This is a genomic window from Roseateles sp. GW821-FHT09H11 (assembly GCF_059415845.1).
Genome location: NZ_JBWKOA010000001.1, coordinates 1,611,430 through 1,627,110 on the forward strand (window position 1 = coordinate 1,611,430; position 15,681 = coordinate 1,627,110).

The 15,681-nt window shown below is 69.8% G+C and carries 14 protein-coding genes; 6 read left to right on the forward strand and 8 right to left on the reverse strand.

Annotation, left to right across the window (positions count from 1 at the left end; translation table 11 throughout):
• Positions 1–96: 96 nt before the first annotated feature.
• Entirely contained in the window at positions 97–798 is a 702-nt protein-coding gene (locus AC07PR_RS06730; RefSeq protein ID WP_495134790.1) for a response regulator transcription factor, read from the reverse strand.
• Entirely contained in the window at positions 795–2,213 is a 1,419-nt protein-coding gene (locus tag AC07PR_RS06735) for a cache domain-containing protein (RefSeq protein ID WP_495134791.1), read from the reverse strand. The genes AC07PR_RS06730 and AC07PR_RS06735 overlap by 4 nt, the downstream gene beginning before the upstream one ends.
• 144 nt (positions 2,214–2,357) lie before the next feature.
• Here AC07PR_RS06735 and lspA point away from each other — a divergent pair, with 144 nt between their 5' ends.
• The gene (gene lspA / locus AC07PR_RS06740; RefSeq protein ID WP_297523949.1) at positions 2,358–2,855 is read left to right on the forward strand and encodes a signal peptidase II; all 498 of its coding nucleotides are present in this window, start codon (positions 2,358–2,360) and stop codon (positions 2,853–2,855) included.
• 351 nt (positions 2,856–3,206) lie between these two features.
• Complete coding sequence (locus tag AC07PR_RS06745) at positions 3,207–4,985, forward strand: sensor histidine kinase (RefSeq protein WP_495134792.1); 1,779 nt, start codon at positions 3,207–3,209, stop codon at positions 4,983–4,985.
• On the opposite strand, the gene AC07PR_RS06750 is transcribed toward AC07PR_RS06745, so the two are convergent.
• Positions 4,965–5,948, reverse strand: coding sequence for a quinone oxidoreductase family protein (locus AC07PR_RS06750; RefSeq protein ID WP_495134793.1), 984 nt, complete (start codon positions 5,946–5,948; stop codon positions 4,965–4,967). The genes AC07PR_RS06745 and AC07PR_RS06750 overlap by 21 nt on opposite strands.
• Before the next feature lie 95 nt (positions 5,949–6,043).
• On the opposite strand from AC07PR_RS06750, the gene AC07PR_RS06755 reads away from it, so the two are divergent.
• Positions 6,044–6,961, forward strand: coding sequence for a DMT family transporter (locus AC07PR_RS06755; RefSeq protein ID WP_495134794.1), 918 nt, complete (start codon positions 6,044–6,046; stop codon positions 6,959–6,961).
• A gap of 17 nt (positions 6,962–6,978) precedes the next feature.
• On the opposite strand, the gene AC07PR_RS06760 is transcribed toward AC07PR_RS06755, so the two are convergent.
• Together AC07PR_RS06760 and AC07PR_RS06765 are read right to left on the reverse strand one after the other, a co-directional pair.
• Positions 6,979–7,767 (reverse strand): SDR family NAD(P)-dependent oxidoreductase, encoded by a 789-nt coding sequence (locus tag AC07PR_RS06760; protein ID WP_495134795.1) that lies wholly within the window; start codon positions 7,765–7,767, stop codon positions 6,979–6,981.
• Positions 7,768–7,887: 120 nt separating this feature from the next.
• Entirely contained in the window at positions 7,888–8,823 is a 936-nt protein-coding gene (locus AC07PR_RS06765) for a DMT family transporter (RefSeq protein WP_495134796.1), read from the reverse strand.
• 415 nt (positions 8,824–9,238) lie between these two features.
• Here AC07PR_RS06765 and AC07PR_RS06770 point away from each other — a divergent pair, with 415 nt between their 5' ends.
• Both AC07PR_RS06770 and AC07PR_RS06775 read left to right on the forward strand, forming a co-directional pair.
• Positions 9,239–10,264, forward strand: coding sequence for a GGDEF domain-containing protein (locus AC07PR_RS06770; protein WP_495134797.1), 1,026 nt, complete (start codon positions 9,239–9,241; stop codon positions 10,262–10,264).
• 64 nt (positions 10,265–10,328) lie between these two features.
• Complete coding sequence (locus AC07PR_RS06775) at positions 10,329–11,882, forward strand: sensor histidine kinase (RefSeq protein ID WP_495134798.1); 1,554 nt, start codon at positions 10,329–10,331, stop codon at positions 11,880–11,882.
• A gap of 48 nt (positions 11,883–11,930) precedes the next feature.
• Here AC07PR_RS06775 and AC07PR_RS06780 read toward each other — a convergent pair whose 3' ends face one another.
• Together AC07PR_RS06780 and AC07PR_RS06785 are read right to left on the reverse strand one after the other, a co-directional pair.
• Positions 11,931–12,152, reverse strand: coding sequence for a hypothetical protein (locus tag AC07PR_RS06780; protein ID WP_377156019.1), 222 nt, complete (start codon positions 12,150–12,152; stop codon positions 11,931–11,933).
• Between the two features lie 122 nt (positions 12,153–12,274).
• Positions 12,275–12,733 (reverse strand): hypothetical protein, encoded by a 459-nt coding sequence (locus AC07PR_RS06785; protein ID WP_495134799.1) that lies wholly within the window; start codon positions 12,731–12,733, stop codon positions 12,275–12,277.
• 222 nt (positions 12,734–12,955) lie between these two features.
• Here AC07PR_RS06785 and AC07PR_RS06790 point away from each other — a divergent pair, with 222 nt between their 5' ends.
• Positions 12,956–13,831, forward strand: coding sequence for a transglycosylase SLT domain-containing protein (locus tag AC07PR_RS06790; protein ID WP_483105768.1), 876 nt, complete (start codon positions 12,956–12,958; stop codon positions 13,829–13,831).
• A 64-nt stretch (positions 13,832–13,895) separates the two neighbouring features.
• Here AC07PR_RS06790 and AC07PR_RS06795 read toward each other — a convergent pair whose 3' ends face one another.
• Positions 13,896–15,578 (reverse strand): MFS transporter, encoded by a 1,683-nt coding sequence (locus AC07PR_RS06795; RefSeq protein WP_377156023.1) that lies wholly within the window; start codon positions 15,576–15,578, stop codon positions 13,896–13,898.
• Between the last annotated feature and the right edge of the window lie 103 nt (positions 15,579–15,681).

Sequence of the window (15,681 nt, forward strand, 5' to 3'; positions counted from 1 at the left end):
GCGGCGTCGCATGACACCCATGGCGGGCGCCTTCGCAGGACACCCCGCGTCCGCGGATCGAAGCGATGGCGATGGCGATGGCGACGAGCCCGGGCCTCAGGCGTCGTCGCGATGCAGCCCGCGCGCGTGCTCGACCGCGTAGCGGATCAGTTCCGCCTGCCCCTCCAGGTCGAGCTTGCGCTTGATGTTCTGGCGGTGGGTCTCGACGGTCCTCACGGACAGGTCGAGCGCCCGGGCGATCTGCTTGCTGGATTCGCCGCGGGCCAGCGCGGAGAGGATCTCGCTCTCGCGCGGCGAGAGGATGGGCCGCGGCTGCTGCGTGCGGAACATCCGCTTGGAGACGCCCGGGCTGAGGAAGGTGCCGCCGGCCGCGACCGCGTCGATCGCGGCCACGATCTCGCCCGCCGGCGCATCCTTGAGCACATACCCCCGCGCGCCGGCCTGCAGCGCGCGCTGCACGTATTCGGGGTTGTCGTACATGCTGTACATCAGGACGCGCAGGTCGGGCGCGCGCTCCAGCATGGTCTGCGCGAGCTGGATGCCGTTGTGGCCCTTCAGGCCCACGTCCAGCAGCACCACCTGCGGTTGCGTGGCGATGAGCATCATCATCGCCTCCTCCGCGGTGCCGGCCTCGCCGACGACGAGGTAGCGCGCCTCGCCCTGCAGCCGCGAGCGCACGCCCTCGCGCACCAGCGGGTGGTCGTCGACCAGCAGGATCCGGACGGGCGCGGCCGCGCCGGCCGATGCGGCTGCCGCGGTGGTAGTCGCGGTGGTGCTGGAGGAAGGATCGGCACTCATGGCACGGGATTGTCGCGCGCCAGGCGGCTGATCGCCGACGCCGGCACGATGGCCTCCACCTGCGTGCCGTGACCCGGGCTGGACTGCAGGTCCAGCACCCCGCCGATCGAGGCCATCCGCTCGCGCATGTTGCGCAGGCCGATGCCCTGGCTGGGGTCGGCGCGCTCGGCGTCGGCGGGATCGAAGCCGGCACCGTCGTCGAGCACGCGCAGCAGCACCGCGCCGGTGTCGCCGCGCACCGCCTCCGGCGCGAACTCCAGCGTCATCTCCACGCGCGCGGCGCCGGCGTGCTTGGCGACATTCGTCAACGCCTCCTGCGCGACCCGGAACAGCACCGTGTTGAGCAGCTCCGGCAGCTCGCGCGGCGCCCCGGTGACGCGCAAGGCCACCGGCACCGCGCCCGCCTCGTCGAACTCGCGCGCGAGATGCTCCAGCGCCGCCGGCAGCCCCAGCGTGTCGAGCAGCGCCGGGCGCAGGCGGTGGGACAGGCCGCGCACCTCGCTCAGGCTGGCGTTGAGCCGCTCCAAGGCGCGCGGCAGCAGCGCGGTCGAGCCCGCCTGCTGCGCCGATTCGATCAGCAGCTTCGTCGAGACCAGCGTCTGGCTGACGCCGTCGTGCAGTTCCCGCGACAGGTGCGCGCGTTCGTCCTCCTGAGAACGCACCACCTCGTGCGCCAGCGCGCGCAGCCGCGCCTCGGACTGCCGGTGTTCGCTGAGGTTCAGCGCCAGCGCGCAGGCGCTGATCAACGCGACGCCGAACACCGCGATCGCGGCGATGCCCCACATCGTCCGCGCGATGTTGGCCTGCGCCTCGCGGTCGAGCTGCTCCAGCGTCGCGCGGATGCCGTCGAGGTACAGGCCCGTGCCCAGCATCCAGTTCCAGCGCTCCATCGCGACGACGTAACCCAGCTTGGGCGCCATCTCGCCGCTGGACGGCTTGCGCCAGAGGTACTCGACATAGCCGCCGCCGGCCTTGGCCTGTCCGACCAACTGCTGGATCGTCGGCCGGCCCAGGGGATCGCGCAGGCCCCACAGGTCGCGGCCGAGCAGCTCCGGCTGGCGCGAATGCATCAGCACCTTGCCCTGCAGGTCGTAGACGAAGAAGTAGCCGTCCTCGCCGTAGTCGAGCGAGGACAGCAGCCGCAGCGCCTCGCGCTTGTCGCGCTCGATATCGGCGTCGGTGGCGCGGGCGACGAGCACGGGCGAGCGCTCGTACAGCGGTTGCAGCGTGCTGACGGCCAGCTCCACGTAATGGCGCAGCTCGTCGCGGCGCGCGTCCATGTAGGCGCGCTGCACGGCGGCGTGCTCGCGCTCGAGCAGCTCGCGCTCCTGCTGACGCACCGCCACCGCGATCAGCAGCAGCGAGGCGACCAGCGGCAGGAGCGCCAGCAGCAGGATCTTCAGGCGCAGTCTCATGGGGTCATCATCGGAACGTCATCGGAACGTCGTCGGATCGGCTTCGAGGGAAGCGCTCCGGTGCCGCACTCTAGCCGCACGGCGCGGCCTCGGCGGGGCGCTACAGTTGCAGGTTCCGTCCGACGTCCCCATCCCGCAGCATCCATGGCCACCAAGTCCCCGTCCTCGTCGAACAACCGCCTGATCCAGTGGCTGGCGATCGCCCTGCTGGTCATCGTGGCCGATCAGTTCACCAAGGTCCTGATCCTGCACAGCTTCCAGTACGGGGACAGCCACTACGTGCTGCCTTTCTTCAACCTGGTGCGGGTCCACAACACCGGCGCCGCGTTCAGCTTCCTGGCGGGCGCGTCGGGCTGGCAGCGCTGGTTCTTCGTCGGACTCGGCGTCGCGGCGACGATCTTCATCATCTGGATGCTGCGCCGCCACGGGCACCAGACGCAGTTCGCGTGGGCGCTCAGCCTGATCCTGGGCGGCGCGGTGGGCAACATCGTCGACCGGCTGCTGCACGGCTATGTCGTCGACTTCATCCAGCTGCACTGGGCCGGCTGGTACTACCCGTCGTTCAACATCGCCGACAGCGCCATCACGATCGGCGCCGTCCTGCTGATCTGGGACGAGCTGCGCCGCGTCAAGCGCGGCTGAGCGTCCGGCGCGCGGGAGCGCGCCCGCCACGCACGTCCCCCTCGCCCCTCGGACCGAGGGTTCCTCCGGAGAAACGAGGCTGGCGCTCCTGCATCGGCCTGCGTAGCCTTGCGCCATCGAGGGTTGCCGCCACGCATGCGGCAGCTCGGAGGGGGTTCTTTCGGGCACCGACGCGGACACGCCGCAGGCAGGGCGTTGCGCCGCGCATGGGCGGTCTTCACGCACCGTCGCGCGCTTCGGCACGCCCGCGCGTCCGACGTGACGGAATGGACATCAGGACCATGGACAGGACACGGCCGACGGCGACAATCCGCTGCGACCAAACGTAACCAAGAACAGGGCCTCGCCCCCATGCTCGACTTCTCCTGTCTGACCCACTATGACTGGCTCGATGTGCCCATGTGGGTCTACGACCAGGAGCGTCAGCGCAACCTCTGGGCCAATGCCGCCGCGCTGGGTTTCTGGCGCGCCGACAGCGCCGAGGAATTCCTCTCCCGCGACCTCAGCGACATGAGCCCGTCGGTCGCGGAGCGGCTGGCGGTGACCGCCGCCGACCACACGCAGGGCAAGCTCGTGCGCGAGCAATGGACGCTCTACCCCAAGGGCCAGCCGACGACGGTGATGCTGGTCTCCCGCGGCATCCGCACGCCCGACAAGCGCCAGGTGATGCTGTTCGCGGCGGACTCGCTGGTCAGCGGCGTCGACAAGAGCCTGCTGCGCGGCGTCGAAGCGCTGCAGCACACCTCGGTCCGCATCGCGGTGTTCTCGCTGCGCGACGGCAGCACCCTGATGCGCAACCCCGCCGCGGCGATGTGCTTCAACGGCCTGCGCAAGACCATCGGCGCGACCGACTTCAGCGCGATCTTCCCCGAGCCGGACCTCGCGCGCCGCATCGTCGCGCAGGTGCGCGGCGGGCAGACCTTCGGTGCCGAGCTGGAGATCAACACCGCCAACGGCCGCCGCTGGCACGCCATCGACGCGCGACCGATGCGCGACCCGGTCAGCGGCGAGGTCGTGCTGCAGCTCAACGCGCGCGACGTCGGCGACTTCAAGGCCACGCAGGCGCAGCTCGAGGCCGCGCGCGAGGCCGCCGAGGCCGCCAGCCAGGCCAAGAGCTCCTTCCTGGCCAACATGAGCCACGAGATCCGCACCCCGATGAACGGCGTGCTGGGCCTGACCGAGCTGGTCCTGCAGACCGAGCTCAACGAGCGACAGCGCAAGTTCATCGAGCTCGCGCACAGCTCGGCCAAGGGCCTGATGGTGATCATCAACGACCTGCTGGACATCGCGAAGATCGAGGCCGGCCGCGTGATCATCGACCAGGCGCCGTTCAGCCTGCACGACTGCCTGCGCGAAGCGCTGCACCCGCTGCTGCTGCAGGCGCACGAGAAGGGATTGCAGCTGCACGCGCGCGTGCAGCCGGGCGTGCCGCAGCATCTGCTGGGCGATGCGCTGCGGCTGCGCCAGATCATGGTGAACCTGGTCGGCAACGCCTTGAAGTTCACCGAGAAGGGCGAGGTCCGCGTCGACATCCAGCGCGTGGACGGCGGCGGCGACGAGCCGGTCCACGCGGGACCGCTGCGCCTGCGCATCGCCGTGCACGACACCGGCATCGGCATGACGCGCGAGCAGATCGCGCAGATCTTCAGCCCGTTCACGCAGGCGGACGGCAGCATCACGCGCCGCTACGGCGGCACGGGCCTGGGCCTGACCATCGTGAAGCGCCTGGTGGAACTGATGGGCGGCGAGGTGCAGGTGGAAAGCCAGCCGGGCGCCGGTTCCTGCTTCAGCTTCGAGGTCAAGGTCTCGCAGCCGCTGGTGCTCGACGAGGTGCTGCGCACCGAGACCGTGGACGTGGACGTGCACGAGACGACGGCGGGCTCGCTCGACGGCGAGCCGGCCACCGACTTCGGCGCCGACACCGTGCCCGCGGGACTCGACGACCTGCCCGCGCCGCGGCGCGTCGTCACCGACGAGGGCGCTGCGGAATCGCGGGAATCCCGGGACCCCCGGCATGACCCGCGCGCCGATGACAGTGCCAACGACGCGCTGCTGGACGCCGAGACGGTGGCGGCCGATCTGGATCCGCCGCTCGCCGCCTCCGCCGGTTCAAACCAGCAGCACGCCTGAGCCCGTCGTCGTGCGGGCTTCCAGCTCGCGATGGGCGCGCTGGACCTCGTCGAACGGATAGCGCTGTTCGACCTCGATCTTCACCGCGCCGCGCTCGACGGCCTGGAACAAGGCGCCCGAGATCTCCTTTGTCGCCTCGAGCGACGAGAGATGCACGAACAGCGACGGCCGCGTCAGGTAGAGCCCCGACGCCGCCAGCGCCTTCAGCGGCACCGGCGGCACCACGCCGGACGCGTTGCCGAAGCTGACCATCAGGCCGAAGGGCCGCAGGCTCGCGAGCGAGCCTTCCCAGGTCGACGCGCCGACCGAGTCGTAGACGACCTTCACGCCTTTCCCGCCGGTGATCTCCTTGACGCGATCGGCGAAGTTCTCCTTCGAATAGTTGATCGCGAACTCCGCGCCGTGGTCCAGCGCGAGCTGGCATTTCGCATCGCTGCCGGCGGTGCCGATCAACCGAAGCCCGAGCGCCTTCGCCCACTGGCACGCGATGAGTCCGACGCCGCCCGCAGCCGCGTGGAAGAGCACATGGTCCCCGGCCTGCAACCCGCCCTGCGGCAACGTCCGCTGCAGCAGGTACTGCACCGTCATGCCCTTGAGCATCATCGAGGCGCCCTGCTCGAAGCTCAGGAAGTCCGGCAGCTTCACCACGCACTTCGCAGGCATCACGCGCGCGGTCGCGTAGGCGCCGATCGGCTGGCTCGCGTACGCGGCACGGTCGCCGGGCTTCAGGTGGGTGACGCCCTCGCCCACCGCCTCGACGATGCCGGCGCCTTCCATGCCGATCCCCGTCGGCACCGGCAGCGGATAGACGCCGCTGCGGTGGTAGATGTCGATGTAGTTGAGGCCGCAGGCCGCGTGGCGGATGCGGATCTCGCCGGGGCCCGGGTCGCCGACCTCGACCGATTCGATCGTCAGGACCTCCGGTCCGCCGGGTTGCGAGATGCGCACGGCTCTGTCGCTCATCAGGGTTCTCCTCATGGGGGGATGTCGCTCGCGCGTCGCCCGACGCGTCGATCGCGGCTATCGTGCCAGTCTCGCGACTCGGGCGCATCGCCGCAATGACCTTGACCCCACGACTGGCCCTGATGCTGACGCTGCCGCCGCTGCTGTGGGCGGGCAACGCGGTGGTCGGGCGCTCGGTCGGGCCGCTGGTGCCGCCGCTGCTGCTCAACGCGACGCGCTGGACGCTGGCCTTCGTGCTGCTGGTGCTGATCGCGCGTCCGGCGCGCGCGCTGCTGCAAGACCTGACCCCGTTGCGCGCGCGCTGGGGCTACTTCGCGCTGACGGGTCTGCTGGGCATGGGCTGCTACAACGCGCTGCAGTACCAGGCGCTGCACAGCTCCACGGCCCTCAACGTGACGCTGATCGCCGCGAGCCTGCCCGTGTGGATGCTGGCCGTCGGCGCCCTGTTCTACCGCGTGTGGCCGACGCGCCGCCAACTGGCCGGCGCCGTGCTCTCGCTGGCGGGCGTGGCGCTGGTCATCTCCCGTGGTCATCTGGAGCGGCTGGCGCAGGTGCAGTTCGTCGTCGGCGATCTGCTGATGCTGCTGGCCGTGCTGAGCTGGGCCTTCTACAGCTGGCTGCTGGCGCGGCCGCCCGCGCACATGCAGGGCGAGCGCCGGCCCGACTGGGACTGGGCCGCGCTGCTGATGGCCCAGATGCTGTTCGGACTGGCCTTCGGCTGGGCCTCGGCGGCCGTGGAACAGGCCGTCGGCGTGCCGCCGGTGCGATGGGGATGGCCGCTGGTGGCGGCGCTCCTCTACGTCGCGATCGGGCCGTCGCTGATCGCCTACCGCTGCTGGGGATTGGGCGTCGCCCAGGCCGGACCGACGCTGGCCGCCTTCTTCGGCAACCTCACGCCGGTCTTCGCGGCGCTGATGTCGGCCGCGCTGCTGGGCGAATGGCCGGCGTGGTTCCACGGCGCGGCCTTCGCGCTGATCGCGGCGGGGATCCTGGTCTCGTCGGCGAAACGCTGAGATCCCAACGCCGACGTTCAGAACGTGCCCGGGTAGGAACCGCCGTCCAGCAGGATGTTCTGCCCGGTCAGGTAGCCCGCGTGCGCCGAGCACATCAGCGCGCAGATGGCGCCGAACTCCGCCGCGCTGCCGAAGCGCTGCGCCGGGATCGCACCCATGCGCTTGGCGCGCACGTCGTCGACCGGCTGTCCGGACTTCTGCGCGCCGGCGGCCATCGTCTTCTGCAGGCGTTCGGTGTCGAACGCGCCCGGCAGCAGGTTGTTGATCGTCACGTTGCGGCCGGCGATGCGCGACTGGCGCGCGATGCCGGCCACGAAGCCGGTCAGGCCCGAACGAGCGCCGTTGGACAGGCCCAGCACGTCGATCGGCGCCTTCACCGCGCCCGAGGTGATGTTGACGATGCGGCCGAAGTCCCGTCCGGCCATCTGGTCCACCGTCGCCTTGATCAGCGCGATCGGCGTCAGCATGTTGGCGTCCAGCGCGGCGAGCCACTGCTCGCGTTCCCAGTCGCGGAAATCGCCGGGCGGCGGGCCGCCCGCGTTGTTGATCAGGATGTCCACCTGCGGCGCGGCGGCCAGCGCGGCGGCGCGGCCGGCCTCGGTGGTGATATCGCCTGCCACGGCCACGACCTGCACGGCCGGGTTGAGCGCGCGCAGCTTCGCGGCCTGCGCCTGCAGCGCCTCCTCACCCCGCGCGGTGATCACCACGTTGACGCCTTCGGCGGCCAGCGCCTCGGCACAGCCAGCACCCAGGCCCTTCGAGGCCGCGCACACCAGGGCCCACTTGCCCGTCAGTCCCAAGTCCATGTCGATCTCCGTTCTAGATTCGTCGGCCCTCGCAAGAAGGCTTCAGCACTGCCACCGCCGCGGGCCCTCACCCCTGCCCTCTCCCGCAAGCGGGAGAGGGAGCAAGAGGACTTCAGCTTGTCAGCGCCGCTGGCGCGCGAGCAACCACACGCCGCCCAGCACCAGCACTGTGCCCGCGACGACCCAGCCGGTCAGCGGCTCGTCGAGGATCAGCACGCCCATCAGTATCGTGGACATGGGGCCGACCATGCCGGTCTGCGCGGCGACACCCGCCCCCATGCGCTCGATCGCCATCATGACCATCAGCACCGGCGCGAAGGTGCAGGCCAGCGCGTTCAGCACCGACAGCCACCACACGGCTGGCGCGAGATCCGCCAGCCCCGACACCGGCCGCGTCAGCAGGAACTGCGCGATGCAGAAGCCGCAGGCGACCGACGTCGCCAGGCCGGTGAGCCGCATGGCGCCGAGGCGCTTGACCCATTCGCCGCTGTAGACGAGGTACAGCGCGTACGACACCGCGCTGCCGAAGACCAGTGCGCCGCCGAGCCACACGTTCGCGCCGGCGACCTGCAGTTCATGCCCGAAGACCAGCAGCACGCCGGCGTAGCTGACCGCCAGCGCGCCCGCCTGGCGCAGCGTCACGCGGCGTCCGAACATCGCCCACGAGAGCAGCAGCACGATGGTCGGGTTGAGGTACAGGATGAGCCGCTCGAAGCTCGCGCTGACGTAGGCCAGGCCGGCGAAGTCCAGGAAGCTTGCGAGGTAGTAGCCGCTGAAGCCCAGGCCGAGCACGGCGAGCTTCTCGCGTCCGGTGAGGGCCGGCTTGCCGCGGCCCGCCCACCAGGCCAGCAGCAGGAACAGCGGCAGTGCGAGCAGCATGCGCAGCATCAGCAGCGTGATCGCGTCGACGCCGTGGCGATAGGCCAGCTTGACGATGATTGCCTTGCCGGAGAACCCGATCGCGCCGCCGACGGCCAGCAGCAGTCCGCTCAGCGGCACGCGCGACGAGGCCGCATCGGGAGAAGCGACCGGCGTCGCGGAAGTGGAACTGCTCATGCGGCCGATTCTAGGAATCGGGGCGCTGACCGCATTCGCGAAGGGGCAATGCACGCTTGCCGCCCGAGACCCGAAGCCTACGGTGTCTCGAAGCCGGCGGCGCCGGTGCCCCTCGAAGCGAATGCCGAGCGTGAGGAGGCGATTGAGCGCAGAGGGGCACCGGTGCCGCCGGCTTCTGCTCGGTCTTCGAAGGCGTGTCCCCTCCCCTGTCCCATGTCGCGTGAATAGTTGCGGCCCGCGCCGCCAAGGTGCAGTGGTGCCCTCAAGACCTGGCCCCACCGCGCCGAAGTCCGGGAGCGCCTGCCGCCATCGAGCGGCGCACGGCGCAAATGGAAGTGGAAGTGGGGATAGGAAACGACAAGGGACCGCGCGTCGACGGACGTGACAGGTTCCGGACCTGCGAGGGACCCTGCCGATGAGGTACACCGAGAGCATTGCCGCCAGCGCACAGGCGCTGCGGACCGCTTTGCCGTTGATGTCCAGACAGCGCGCCGCGCTGCATCCGGTCACCTATGCCGTCTGGTACGAGCACGTGACCGCGATGAACGGCGCGCTCAGCCGCGAGCTGATGGGACTGACCCAGGACGGCGCGACGCTGGACGAGCCGCAGACCTGGGCGCTCTACCGCAAGCACATTGCCGAGCTCGATGAACAGATGGCCGTCACGCTGGCGCAGGACGTCGGCGACGTGCTGCGCGGCGTGTCCGACTGCACCGACCAGGCGGGCCAGCAGGTGCAGCAGTACGCGCGGGCGCTGCAGGGCTGGGAGCGCTCGCTGCGCGAGGCCGCGCCAGGGCAGCACGTCCAGGTGCTGGCCGCCGCTTTGCAGGGCACGCAGGACATGCGCCACGCGGTCCTCGGCCTGGCGGCGAAGCTGGAGGCGAGCCGCCAGGAGGTCGCGTCGCTGCGGCAGGAGGTCCACCGCGCGCGCAGCGAGGCGCTGCTGGATCCGCTGACGGGCCTGAGCAACCGCCGCGGTTTCGACCGCGCGCTGGCCGACTGCCTGCGCAGCCCCGACGCCGGCACGCCGACGGCGCCGTGCCTGCTGCTGGGCGACATCGACGACTTTCCGGCGCTGCGCGAGCGCCTCGGCGAGGCACTCCTGAACGACACGCTGCGGCAGGTCGCCAACGCCGTGCGCAGCGTCGCGCAGAGCCACCACGTCGCCGCGCACATCGAGGACGACGAGTTTGCGCTGCTCATCCCGGGCGCCGGCCTTCACGAGGCCTACACGCTCGCCGAACAGTTGCGCCACGGCGTCGCGCAGCTGCAGGTGGCCGCGGACCGGCGCCTGAGCCTGTCGGTGGGCGTCACGCAGCTCGGCCAGGGCGACAGCGCGCGGGATTTCATCGGCCGCGCCGACCAGGCGCTGCAGGCCTCGCGCGCCCAGGGCCGCAACCGCGTGACGGTGCTGGCGGCGGATGAGCGTTTCGCCGCATGAGGTCGTCATCGTCGACTTGCATAATCGGCCGTCACAAGGGTTGAGAGGGACGGACGTGGCCCTGATGAAGACTTCTCTGCGCAGCGCCGTGATCCTGGCGTTGCTGGCGGGCCTGGCCCTGCCGACCGGCGGCGTGCTGCTGTACGAGCAGCAGCTGAGCCGCCGCGTCGTGATGGAGGACCTGCAGCGCGACCTGTCGCGCGTCTCGGAGGTGCTGGCGCTGTCGCTGGCGGAGCCGATCTGGCAGGTCTCGCCCGACCTGGCCGAGCCCATGGTCAAGGCGCAGGTCGACGATCCCCGCTTCGTTTCCGTCGTCGTGACCGAGAACGCCGCGCAGCAGGCCTTCATCGAGTTCCACCGCGGCACGCCCGACGACGCGATGACGCTCAGCGAGACGCGCTCCGTGCTGCGCGACGGCCGCGAGATCGCCAAGCTGACCGTGGTCATGAGCGCCGAACCGCTGATGGCGCGCAAGCGCGACGATCTCTGGAACGCGCTGTGGCGCAGCCTGCTGACGCTGACGGTGTCGCTGGGGCTGATCCTCGTCGTGATGCAGCGCCGCGTGCTGCGCCCGATGGCGCGGCTGTCCGAGGCCGCCGACGAGCTCGCGTCCGGCCAGCTCGACAAGCCGCTGGCCTTCGGCGGCGAGGACGAGATCGCACGCGTCGGCAAGGCGATGGAGCGCATGCGGCTCGCGCTGCTGAAGGCCTTCGACGACCTGCGCGGTCATGCCAGCACGCTCGAGGACCAGGTGGCGCAGCGCACCGTCCAGCTGACCGAATCCAACGCCGAACTCACGCAGGCGCTGGCCAACCTCAAGACCGCGCAGCGCGAGCTGGTGGAGTCGGAGAAGCTGGCCTCGCTCGGCCGGCTGGTCGCGGGCGTCGCGCATGAGCTGAACACGCCGCTCGGCAATGCGCTGACGGTGGTGTCGGCGCTCGAGGACCGCTGGGGCAAGCTCGACCGCATGCTGACCGACAACACGCCGATGCGGCGCAGCCAGCTCGAGGAGCTCGTCAAGGACACGCGACGCGGCCAGGACATCCTGCATCGCAACGTGCAGAAGGCGGCCGACCTCGTGCGCGACTTCAAGCAGGTGGCCATCGACCAGACCAGCGACACGCGGCGCGACTTCGAGCTGGCGCAGGTGGTGGAGGACGTGCTCGTGATGGTCGAGCCGAGCTTCAAGCACACGCCCTTCCGCATCGTCACCGACCTGCAGCCGGACCTGCGCATGAGCAGCTATCCCGGCGCGCTGGGTCAGGTCTTGACCAACCTCTTGATGAACACGCTGGTCCACGCCTTCGAGGGCGAGGCGCAGGGCGAGGTGCGGGTGAGCTGCCACCGGCTCGACGAGGCCACGGTGGAGCTCTGCGTCGACGACAACGGCCACGGGATGGATGCGTCGATCGTGCGCCGGATCTTCGACCCCTTCTTCACGACCAAGCTCGGCAAGGGCGGCTCGGGCCTGGGCATGCACATCGTGCACAACATCGTGACGAACGTGCTGGGCGGTCAGATCGAGGTGATCTCGCGGCCGGGCGAAGGCACGTGGATGATGATGCGATTGCCGGTCGACGCGCCGCTGCGCGCCACCGGCGAGGACCGGGGCGGGTGACCGGTCCTCGGGTCTGCGCCGCGTGATGCGGCGCAGGTGTGGCGCTGCTTACTGCGACGCGCCCGACGCGGCGACGGAAGCCGCTTCTGCCGGCAGGGCCGCAGACGCAGCCGCCATCGCCGCCGAGGCCGCATCGCTCGCGGCCTGGTCCGCGTGACCGCCGGTCACGTCGTGCTTCTCGCCCGTCAGGTCGATGTTGCCGCCGCTCTTCATCAGCACGAACAGCGCGATGGCAGCGAAGACGATGAATCCAACGACGATTTTCCACATGGCTCCGAATTCCTCTTGAGGTTGCCGGTCGCGACAGACTGACCGGGTCGGAGGCCATTGTGGGAAGCAAGCCTGACAGCAGGCTGAGCGCCACCTGTATCCAAGCGTGATGCCGGTGCGGCTCAGCCGATCTGCTCGATCGCATAAGCGATCGCGCGCCACGTCGGATCGCTGCTGGTGGACAGCACCCGTTCGACCAGCGGCCGCCACTCGTGCTGGCCGCCGGCCAGCCGGTCGACCATCGCGAACACCAGCGTGGCGGCGTCGGCCTCCCCGGAATGCTGCTCGTGCGCCAGTTCCGCGCGGCCCACCGAGGCATCCCCGCCGAGTAGCGCGCCCACCGCCATCAGCACCTTGACGGCCCGCTCGTCGCCCAGGTCCCGCGCGAGCGCCGCTCCGATGTGAGCGGCCTCGTCATGCCGGCCGGTCCGGCTGGCCAGCAGCAGGCACGCGGACAGGATGCGTCGCCCGTTCCAGGACGCTTCCGGCGCGGGCAGCACGGAAGGGAACCCGCCGCCACTGCCCGACATGGGATCGAACGGGGCGGTGCTGTCGAAGGAAGGCGTGGACTGCAGGTACATGGGGGTTGCTCACGGTGGCCGCTCTCGATGAGCCTGGCATGCAGCCGACGCGATCGAAGCTCGCATCGCGAAATCTTCGCCCTCGGCGCGAAGCAGCGAGGCCGGCGTCCAACTTCTCGATGTCTTCGGGGATCAGGACGCCGCTTCGGATCTGGCCAGCGACGCGCGCAAGGGTGCCCAAGATGGCCTTTTGTCGTCAGCAACCCCAGAAGGAGACCTGCCATGTCCGTGAGCTTCCAGAACCAACCGCTCGGAGGCCTCGGCGGCCTGGGCGGCCTCGATTCCCTTGGCCAGGCGGGAGGCCTCTCGGGCCTGTCGCAGGCGCCGGGCGGCGCGGCCGAGATCCAGGCCCGACTGACCGAGGTGATCCTCCAGATCCTCAACCTCCTGATCAACGAGATCATGAAGGCGCTGCAGCAACAGCAGCAGGGTGCACAAGGCGGTGGTGGAGGCGGTGGCGGTGGCGGTGGCGGCCCGTCGGCCGTCGGTGGCCCATCGGGTGCTTCGGGCGCCGGCGGTCCCCAGGGCGCGTGCGGTCCGCAAGGCCCCTCCAATGCCTACCAGCCCAACAACGCCTATCAGGCCCAGCAGCCGTCCTATGCACCGCCGGTGTCGAACACCGGCTCGCCGTCGGGCGTGGGCGACGTGTCCTCGACGAGCGGCGGCAAGGGCCCCGCCGGCATGCCCGCGGAGTTGTGGAAAGACTGCCAGGAGGCCGGCAGGAAGACGGGTGTCGATCCCTACATCCTGGCCGCGCAGATGGAGAAGGAAAGCCAGTTCGGCAAGGGTCTGAACGGCAGTCCCAGCGCGGGCGACGGCCTGATGCAGGTCGAGCCCGGCACCCGCCAGGCCTACGCCGGCAAGTTCCAGGAAAAGATGGGGCACGCCTACGACCACAACGATCCCAAGGACCAGGTCGCCATGGCCGGCGTGATCCTCGCGGACAAGGGCGGCGACGCCACCAACATGCTGCAGAAGTACAACGGCGGCGACAACTGGGCGCCGGGCGCCACCGACTCCTACGGCCGCGAGATCAAGGCCGCCGAGTACGCGTCCTCGGTGCTGGCGAGGGCGCAGCAGATGAAGGCCGCCGGCTGACGATCCGCGACCATGAAAAAGGGCGGCCTTTCGGCCGCCCTTTTCGTTGGTGCGGAGCGCTCGCTCAGTCGCGGGCGTAGATGTCCACGTCCTTGGTCTCGCGGACGAACAGCAGGCCGATCACCAGGGTGAGCGCGGCGATGCCGATCGGGTACCAGAGGCCGTGATAGATGTTGCCGTTCTGCGCCACCATCGCGAAGCTGATCGAGGGCAGCAGACCGCCGAACCAGCCGTTGCCGATGTGGTACGGCAGGCTCATCGAGGTGTAGCGGATCCGGGTCGGGAACAGCTCCACCAGCATCGCGGCGATCGGGCCGTAGACCATGGTCACGTACAGCACCAGCACCGCGAGGATCGCGATCACCAGCGGCGTGTTGACCTTGGCCGGGTCGGCCTTGGCCGGGTAGCCCGCGGCCTTCATCGCGTCGGCCAGGTCCTTCTTGAACGCGGCGATCTTCTTCGCGCTGTCCTCGTCGAACTTGTGGCCACCGGCGGTCAGCGTCGCGGTCGGCGCCTCGATGACCTTGTCGCCGATCTTGACCTGACCCGAACCGGCCGCGCCGGGCACGGTCTCGTAGTTCGCCGCGGCTTGCGCCAGGGCGCGCTTGGCGATGTCGCAAGGCGTCGTGAAGTCCACGTCGCGCGCGATCGGGCTGCCCTGGAACGAGCACTGCGCCGGATCGGTCGTCAGCGTGATCTGCGCGGTCGCCTGGGCCTTCGCCAGGTCCGGGTTGGCCGCGTTGGTCAGCGCCTTGAACAGCGGGAAGTAGGTCAGGATCGCCAGCAGCAGGCCCGCCATGATGATCGGCTTGCGGCCGATCTTGTCGGACAGCGTGCCGAACACGACGAAGAAAGGCGTGCCGATCAGCAGCGCCACCGCCACCATGATGTTGGCCGCGGCCGGATCGACCTTGACCACGCTCTGCAGGAAGAACAGCGCGTAGAACTGGCCCGTGTACCAGACCACGCCCTGGCCGGCCACCAGGCCGAACAGCGCCAGCAGCACGACCTTCAGGTTCTTCCACTGGCCGAAGGACTCGGACAGCGGCGCCTTGGAGGTCTTGCCCTCGGACTTCATCTTCTGGAAGGCGGGCGACTCGTTCATCGACAGCCGGATCCACACGCTGATCGCCAGCAGCAGGATCGACACGATGAACGGGATACGCCAGCCCCAGGCCGCGAACGTCGCTTCGCCGAGCGCCGTGCGGGTGCCCAGGATGACGATCAGCGACAGGAACAGGCCCAGCGTCGCCGTGGTCTGGATCCACGACGTGTACGCGCCGCGCTTGCCGTGCGGGGCGTGCTCGGCGACGTAGGTCGCGGCACCGCCGTATTCGCCGCCCAGTGCCAGGCCTTGCAGCAGGCGCAGGCCGACCAGGATCACCGCCGCGGCGGGACCGATCGTGTCATAGGTGGGCAGCACGCCGACGATGAAGGTCGACAGGCCCATGATCAGGATCGTCACCAGGAAGGTGTACTTGCGGCCGATCATGTCGCCCAGGCGGCCGAACACCAGCGCGCCGAACGGACGCACGATGAAGCCCGCCGCGAACGCCATCAGCGACGCGATGAACTGCGCCGTCGGATCCAGGCCGGTGAAGAACTGCTTGCCGATGATCGCGGCGAGCGAGCCGTACAGGTAGAAGTCGTACCACTCGAACACCGTGCCCAGCGAAGAGGCGAAGATCACCTTCTTCTCTTCGGCCGTCATCGGCGCATTGGTGGTCACTGCGCTTGCAGTTGCCATGGGATTGTCTCCTCGGGATTTCCCAGAGCCATCGACCGATGGCCCTTGGGGAGCGACTATCCGAGCGCGCTCTGACCCGTTTCTGACGACTTGCTTGCCTCAG